The sequence below is a fragment of the Psychrobacter sp. CX21 genome (assembly GCF_057396255.1).
The window spans coordinates 1-7,814 of record NZ_JBXYJG010000036.1; the positions used below are offsets into that span (position 1 = coordinate 1).

The following is a 7,814-nucleotide window of genomic DNA, read 5'->3' on the forward strand; positions in this document are numbered from 1 at the left end:
AAGATACCATCTTATATGTCAACTCAAATTACTATCAAATAGCAACTTGAGGTTTGTATTTGCTTTGGTGCTTTATCACACCATAGCAAATCTGTAATAACTTTCTCATACCTGCAATCAAAGCCACTTTTTTGCATTTTCCTCTCTTCAGCAGTCGCTCATATAGTTGCTTAACATCAGGATTGCAACTAATTGCAGATAAAGCACACATAAACAACTTCGATCGTAGGTTGCCATCCCCTTTTTTACTAATACGGCTTTTTCCTTTAAAGATTCCTGACTGTATATGTATAGGGGTTAATCCAACAAATGAGGCACATTGCGAAGCATCCTTAAAATCCTTAGATAGGAGTAGCGACAATACATTCGGTGCGACTGTCTTACCTATGCTTGGAATGCTAACTAGGTTGATAGCCTAACTTTAAGTCAGGATGATTACCTATGTGTTTATCTATTTTGGCTTGGATGATATCTATTTGTTCGTTATAAGTGTCTATCACTTGTTTTATAGACTGGGCGATATCGTTGTCATAGCTTTTTCTAGATTCAACTTTTTCTAGACGGTTGCTTTCTCGCTTTTTATCAGCCTTGAGCGTGTCTAAACGGTCTAGCAGATACTTGAGCTTTCTCACGTGCTCAGGTTCTGGCTGCCATGCTTTAGGGTGCCTTGTATAGGCGTATTGCGCGAGTACGTACGCGTCTTGTTTGTCGGTTTTGTGATGACTGCCGATGGCACCTGCAAATTGTTTGGCATATGCCGGATTAATAACGGATACTGTGTAGCCTTTACTGTGTAGATCATAGGCTAGGTTCTCATAGTATATGCCTGTGGCTTCCATGATGATAAGACATTCATCCGGTTTCTTGTTTGTGCTTTGCTTAGCTAGCCATTTGGTAAAGATTGCAAAGCCTTTTTCGTCATTAGTAAAGGTTTTGCTGTGGGCTTTGTTTTTAACTTTTTTACCTTCTTGGTTTAGCCATGTTGCGTCAAATTTAGCTTTGGATATGTCAATTCCAACGTATACTTGATAGGTCATTTCTTTGCATTTCCCTTGTGAATACAGTGTCTCTTAGTTTTATTTTCTAAGGCACTTTGATACCATTCAATCTAAAGAAATACAGGTAGAGGGCTTTATCTTTGCGTCGAGCTCTTTGGCTATAGCGGGATCACTAGCTCACTCTACCTGCTACCATAGCTAAGGTTAACACTTATCTATGGCTTTTTTAACATACAAGCAGGACGAGCTACAACACTTCTGCCCACCCTTCAAAATGCTACGCCCATGTCGCCAGCCCGAGCCGTTCATTTCTACACCTTCACCCGTACCCATTTACCAATTAAATAACCTCTATCGGTTATGGGGGCGTCTAATTTTTGCTACAGTAAGCCTAACGGTAAACCCAACCAATAACATAATTAATAACATCATATAAGGTCACCCACATGAGCTTACTTACTACCCTAAATCTTACCTACCCCATCGTGCAAGCGCCTATGGCGGGCGGTGCGACTACCGCTGAGCTTATTACTACTGTGAGTGAGTTTGGCGGTTTGGGAAGTCTTGGCGCGGGCATGACCGCTCCTGATGTATTGGATGAGCACATAAATGTGATTAAGTCGCTGACCGATCGTCCTTTTGCGGTGAATTTGATGGTGTTAAGTGAGCTCGAGTCTATTACGCTTGATGCGCCTCTGCCAGAGTGGTTACGCGCCTATTATGATAAAGAAAATATTGAACTTGATTTGCCAGATATGCCAGCGCATTCGTTTGATGAGCAGCTGCAGGTGCTACTGGACAATCCTGTGCCTGTTGCAAGTTTTACTTTTGGTATTATCAGCAAGGTGCAAGTCAATGCGCTACATAAGCTTGGCACAAAAGTTATCGGTACGGCGAACCATCCAGATGAGGCAAAAGCATGGGCAGATATTGGTGCAGATGCGGTGTGTGTGCAAGGGTACGAGGCGGGCGGGCATCGGGGCGGTTGGCTACCTCAAAGTGAGCAAGACCCTCTGGGGCTGTTGGCTTTAATCAGTCGTACCAAAGCGGTTACAGAGATACCGCTTATCGCTGCTGGCGGAATCATGACTGGGCAAGACATCATTGCGGTCCAAGCGGCGGGCGCTGAGATAGCGAAGCTAGGTACTGCATTTTTGACCACGTATGAAAGCGGTATTAATCCTGTGTATAAAGCGGAGCTGATCAAAACATCAACGGGAGAGCGTAGCGGTGTTACCCGCCTTACTCGTTTGTTTTCGGGCAAGCCTGCGCGCGGTTTGGTGAATACTTTTATAGAAACTTACGCCCCGTATGACACTGCCTATGAAACGGCAAATTCAAACCCTGCTTTGCCTGCATATCCACAGCTAAATGCGATGACGCAGCCTATGCGCAAGGCGGCGGCACGAGCTGAAAATGTTGATTATATGTCGCTCTGGGCGGGGCAAGGTGTGCCTCAAGTACGCTTTGAGGCAACTAGTGAGCTTTTAGAGCGACTGGTCGCTCCGTTATCGCAATAGCGTAAAAGCGTCATATAAGTAGCGCCTAGTTCTCGATACTATCTATACTATCTATTGAAGACTCAGCGCTATGTACTTACGTTGATGCTGGGTTATGGGGACACAGGGTCATAGTTAATGGGTCATAGTTATTGGGTCATAGTTACTGGGTAATAGTTTTTAATCGATGGCTTGTTGGAACTTTTTGTAATCTTCTGCCGTCTGTTTGACATCTTCCAGCACTGGCACATGCCCGATGTCTTTCATCATGATGACTTGGGCTTGCGGTATTAGCGTTTTGATATACTCGGCGGTTTCTGGTTTAATCACTTGATCTTTGTCGCCCCAAGTGATCAAAGTAGGGATGTTGTTGCCCGCAATAATTTTGGCTCTTTCTTCAACGCTGTCTTGCACGATTTGCTCAAGAATTTTGGACTCAAGTGCTCGGTTTTCGATTCTTTGCTGCGCCATCACCGCCTTTACTGCGGTTGGAATATATGGCGGCTGGTGCATGACCAATTCAGTCAGTCTATCAAAGTCCTCATAGCTGCTAATCAGCAGAGGATTGTCTACTAGTGTCGCCTCTTCAAGCGCTTCTGGAACCCCTACGGTCCAAAATCCAGCACTGTCTATTAGCCATAGGCTCTTGACTTCATTGGGATACATGGAGGCATACGCCACGCTAATAGCGCCGCCCATCGAATTACCTCCAATATTTAAACCCTGCGCCATGCCTTTGGCTTGCATCAGCTCGTGTAGGCGTTTGGCTTGATCTTCTGATCGGTAGTCCTTTTCCATTGGCTTATCTGATTCGCCAAACCCGAGCAGGTCAGGGATGACGACATGATAGTCGTCCAGCTTTTTGGACACTCGAATAAAGTTGTCCATATTACCGCCAAAGCCATGCACCAGTAGCAACGGCTCGCCAGCAGTATTGTTGTTATCTGCATAGACTAGGGTATCGCCAGACGATAGCTCGTACGATTTAACTTCGACACCTGCCCTATTGCGCTCAAACTGTAAGAGCGTTTGGGTGGTCGCCATTGTGACTGAATTAGGCGATGTACACCCAATTACCGTTACTGCCAGTAGTGCGGCAAGTCCTTTTTTTATGGCTTCTGTTTTTTTGCGCCCTATTAAAAATAGTGTCATTACCGCCCCTATCTGTGGTTGTGTGGTTATACTTTTATCAGTAAGTTATTTGTCGTCTAGTTGGTTTTTTAGAGTAATTAAATACAACAAAGGCCTTTATGACCACTCACAAAGGCCTTCGTTCTATAAATCTAAATCCAAATCTAAGCTTAAATTAGCGTTTCGTTATAACCTCTCTTTAGTATTTATAACTCAGCTTATACCTTTAAGCTCATATTCTAGTTAGCTCATACTTTAATTGGCAATGGCTTCTAAGACTTGGATAGGTAAGGTGACCACATCAAAGGCCAGTGCAAACGGCAGCAGTACCAACTTCTCGCCTGCGTTTTTGCCATTCGTGCGGGTGCGGCTTTGCGTATTGGTATAAATTACGACAGGGTATGGCTTAGTTAGCGCGCTGTATTTTGATTGGATCATACTAAGGTTGCTAACCGCAGGGTAAACAGCGCCTTTGATAGGTACATCAAAACAAAAACGCTGTGCTGCAATACGTCTATCGCTAGCGCGGGTACACTCCTGCCCTCCATTTTGTAGGAAGAACTGATAGTCGCTGCGCTTAAACTCATCTTTTAACTTGGCATAGGACATTTTCATTTCACCTTGAAAATACCCGTCATTGTTTGGTGAATAAAAGGTCATGTCGCTATCGACTTGAATGTTTTCAGGCGTAAGGCTGGTTAAAATCTTGACCATTTCGGGTCCACCTTGGCTCAGCACGTAGCTGTTCTTTTCACCTACAATAACCACGCTACTCGCGGGCATATTAGCTAACGGCTGAGCAGGACGCCCAAAGGCAACCAGCTGATCCTCTACAAGTATTTGCTTAGCTGATGTGGTACGCGTCGTTTGCGTATCGTCCAATAGCTCTGAGGTTGCACAGCCAGATAGGGATAGCATGGTTAACAGTGATACACCGCCAATGGCAGTGGTTAATCTTGTAGATTTGGCTGCGAATGACTTAATATTGGTAAGTTTTAACATATAGACTTCCTTGTTTTGCGAATGGCATTAGATAGTTCATCATTTCAGTTCATCTTATTTGATGAACATAATGGCTGACTCTATATCATAATCGAGCCTCTATCTTAACGCTTTGAATTAAAGTTGACTACGATTTTGGTTAAATTTAAATATAAAGACTCAAACTTGGCTTTATTTTTAATAATCAGATACGCGAATGACTTTAACCTTAAAAGACTATTCATACCGAACAACTTGTCATCCGAAATATCTTTAATAATAAGCAACGTGCTACCTAAACAACGACCCTAAAATTCCTCGTACGATACGTCCTCCAGAAGGACCCGCCACCTTGCGAGCTACCTCTGATGCCAGTGTGCTCACCAGCCTTTTTTGCATACGTGCTCTATCCCGCTCATCTCTTTGTTGCATTTTAAGTGCCGCAGCTTCGGCTTTAGCATCCAGTTTCGCCTGCGCCTCGGCAGCTTGTTCTGCAGTTTCACGCTCAATGTCTAATTGTGCTTGTTTCTCCGCTTCAACGACAGCCAGCTGGGCACGTTTATTCAATAGCTCATAAGCACTCTCTCGATCAATCGCTTCGTCGTACACGCCTGCCAAATCGCTACCGTCCATAACATCTAAGCGTTGACCTTTGCTAAGAGGTTTAAACTGGCTGTTAGGCGCCAGCATCCAAACTCGTTCTACGGGTGTTGGTGTGCCTGTGTCGTCTAGAACACTGATCAAAGCCTCACCCACCCCAAGTGTGGTGAGAGACGCTTCAACGTCGACATTTGGGTTGGGTCTAAACGTTTGCGCAGCAGCTCGAATTGCTTTTTGGTCTTTTGGGGTAAAGGCACGTAGCGCATGTTGGATACGATGACCCAATTGACCTAAAATATCGTCAGGAATATCAGTTGGGTTTTGGGTGATAAAGTAGATACCGACGCCTTTAGAGCGAATTAATCGCACCACTTGTTCTATTTTTTCAGCCAAAGCGTCGTTTGCATCTTCAAACAATAGATGCGCTTCGTCAAAGAAAAACACCATTTTTGGCTTTTCGGCATCGCCCACTTCGGGCATAGACTCAAACAGCTCTGATATCAGCCATAGCAATAAGCAGCTATATAATTGCGGGCTTAGCATGAGCTTATCGGCTGCTAAAATATTGATAACGCCGCGACCATGCTCGTCTGTTTGTATTAAATCCTCAAGGTTTAGTGCTGGCTCGCCAAAAAACTGATCTGCCCCTTGATCCTCTAAAGTTAGTAGCTTACGCTGAATCGCGCCAATGCTGGCAGCAGATATGTTGCCGTAGCGATTACGCAGCTCCGATTTATTATCATTAATAAACTGTAGCATTTGCCGCAAATCTTTCATGTCCAGTAGCAGCAATCCTTCATCATCTGCCACTCGAAACGCCACGGTAAGCACCCCAGACTGGGTATCGTTTAAACCTAACAACTGCGACATTATCAGTGGACCCATCTCGCTTATAGTAGTCCGTATCGGATGACCTTGATCGCCATACACATCCCAAAACACACAGCGATAGCCTGAAAAATCAGGCGTTGGAAGTTGCAAGTCATCTAAGCGCTGCTGCAACTTATCGCTCATCTCGCCAGCGTGTGCTAGCCCTGAGATGTCGCCTTTGACATCTGCCATAAATACGGGCACGCCCTGCTCGGCAAATTGCTCTGCCAGTACTTTTAACGAAACCGTTTTACCTGTACCAGTCGCCCCTGCAATCAGTCCATGACGGTTTGCCATGTTAGAGCGAATAGACACGGGGTTTCTTTGAGAGTCAGATGCTGCGGTGGGATATGCGATAGTCAGGTTTGCCATAGATTTAGCTCATTATAAGTGTGTATTTAGTTAGTTTTACTATAGCACTGCGAATGCATCTTTAAAATAGTCTAAATAGAGTAATGTAAAAAGCTTATAATGAATCAATACGCTTTAATCTTTACAACAGACTCTAAGTCAAATTAAAACTATTGATTGGCAATGGAAATACCCCCATATTTAAAACACTAAATAAGTAGAACTAAGCTGCCATATTAAGTTTCTGAATCGGCGTAAAGCCACCATTACCCATATTGGGTCTCTCGTTATTATAGTGATTGAGCCAAGCCTCAGCCTGCTGTCTCACTTGCTCTAAACTATTAAACAACTCCTGATTAAGCCAATCATAACGAACTGTTTTATTAAAGCGCTCTACATAAGCATTTTGCTGAGGATTGCCAGGCTCAATGTATTCGATAACAATACCTTGCTCAGTTGCCCAGTCTTTTAAATCATTGCTGATATATTCAGGGCCATTATCACACCTGATTTGATCAGGTTTGCCACGGCATTCTATTAGCTGATTTAAACTGCGTATGACTCTTTGAGCTGGTAGTGAGAAGTCGACCTCTATGGTTAATGCTTCACGATTAAAGTCATCAATGACGTTAAAGAGTCTAATGGCTCTACCATCGGTTAAAGCATCGTGCATAAAGTCCATGCTCCAGCTTTGATTGATATGAGTTGGTACAGCAAGCTTTTGTGGTTTGTCTCGCTTAATACGGCGTTTAGGCTTTATTCTTAAGTTTAATTCAAGCTCACGGTAGATACGATAAACACGCTTATGGTTGTAAGGTAGTCTGAGTACATTTCTTAAGTATAGAAAGCATAGCTTAAAGCCCCAGTTTTTATGGTCGTTTGTCAGATTAATCAACAGCTTGGCTATTTGCTCATTATCATCCGCTGTCTTTGGCTGATAGTAATAGCAGGTTATGCTGATGTTAAAGATCAGACAGGCCAAGCGTACGCTAATGGCTCTGGCTTTGATGTAATGCTCAGCAAGCTCTTTGCGCCTAGACGGCGCTACCACTTTTTTGACATGGCATCCTGTAAGATGTCTGATTTTAGACGCTCTTCAGCGTACATCTTCTTTAAGCGAGCGTTCTCAGCTTCTAATTCTTTAAGACGGGTAATGAGTGAGGCATCCATACCACCGTATTTGCTCCTCCATTTATAGAAGGTGCTCTGACTTATATTGTGTTCACGTAATATGTCACTGACGGGTACGCCTTGTTCTGCTTGTTTGAGTATGTTAACAATCTGTGTGTCGGTAAATCTTGATTTTTTCATGTCGAAATCTCCTGCTAGTATTTTAGCAGTTAGTTTCTACTTTTAGGTGTTATTATTTTTTGGGAGGATTACC

7 protein-coding genes are annotated in these 7,814 nt (G+C 43.7%); 1 reads left to right on the forward strand and 6 read right to left on the reverse strand.

The features are described from left to right. Positions 1-34: 34 nt before the first annotated feature. Both AC2SLP_RS11790 and AC2SLP_RS11795 read right to left on the reverse strand, forming a co-directional pair. Complete coding sequence (locus AC2SLP_RS11790; RefSeq protein ID WP_486535256.1) at positions 35-361, reverse strand: transposase; 327 nt, start codon at positions 359-361, stop codon at positions 35-37. Between the two features lie 37 nt (positions 362-398). Beyond that, positions 399-1,037: an IS110 family transposase gene (locus tag AC2SLP_RS11795; protein ID WP_486535257.1), complete on the reverse strand. Its 639-nt coding sequence runs from the start codon at positions 1,035-1,037 to the stop codon at positions 399-401. A gap of 407 nt (positions 1,038-1,444) precedes the next feature. Here AC2SLP_RS11795 and AC2SLP_RS11800 point away from each other — a divergent pair, with 407 nt between their 5' ends. After that, complete coding sequence (locus tag AC2SLP_RS11800; RefSeq protein WP_486536830.1) at positions 1,445-2,518, forward strand: NAD(P)H-dependent flavin oxidoreductase; 1,074 nt, start codon at positions 1,445-1,447, stop codon at positions 2,516-2,518. A 159-nt stretch (positions 2,519-2,677) separates the two neighbouring features. Here AC2SLP_RS11800 and AC2SLP_RS11805 read toward each other — a convergent pair whose 3' ends face one another. The 4 genes from AC2SLP_RS11805 to AC2SLP_RS11820 all read right to left on the reverse strand — a co-directional run bounded on the left by AC2SLP_RS11805 (position 2,678) and on the right by AC2SLP_RS11820 (position 7,741). Then, positions 2,678-3,649, reverse strand: a complete 972-nt coding sequence (locus AC2SLP_RS11805; protein WP_486536831.1) for an alpha/beta hydrolase — start codon at positions 3,647-3,649, stop codon at positions 2,678-2,680. A gap of 234 nt (positions 3,650-3,883) precedes the next feature. Next, on the reverse strand, positions 3,884-4,630 hold the full coding sequence (locus AC2SLP_RS11810; RefSeq protein ID WP_486536832.1) for a YidX family protein: 747 nt from the start codon (positions 4,628-4,630) through the stop codon (positions 3,884-3,886). A 270-nt stretch (positions 4,631-4,900) separates the two neighbouring features. Further along, a complete protein-coding gene (locus tag AC2SLP_RS11815; protein WP_486536833.1) occupies positions 4,901-6,451 on the reverse strand; it encodes a helicase HerA-like domain-containing protein in 1,551 nt (516 codons plus the stop codon). 202 nt (positions 6,452-6,653) lie between these two features. Continuing rightward, positions 6,654-7,741, reverse strand: a protein-coding gene (locus AC2SLP_RS11820; RefSeq protein ID WP_486535860.1) for an IS3 family transposase whose coding sequence is annotated in 2 segments (ribosomal slippage) — positions 6,654-7,489 and positions 7,489-7,741 — 1,089 coding nt in all. Because the reading frame shifts where the segments join, the coding sequence is not laid out codon by codon here. Between the last annotated feature and the right edge of the window lie 73 nt (positions 7,742-7,814).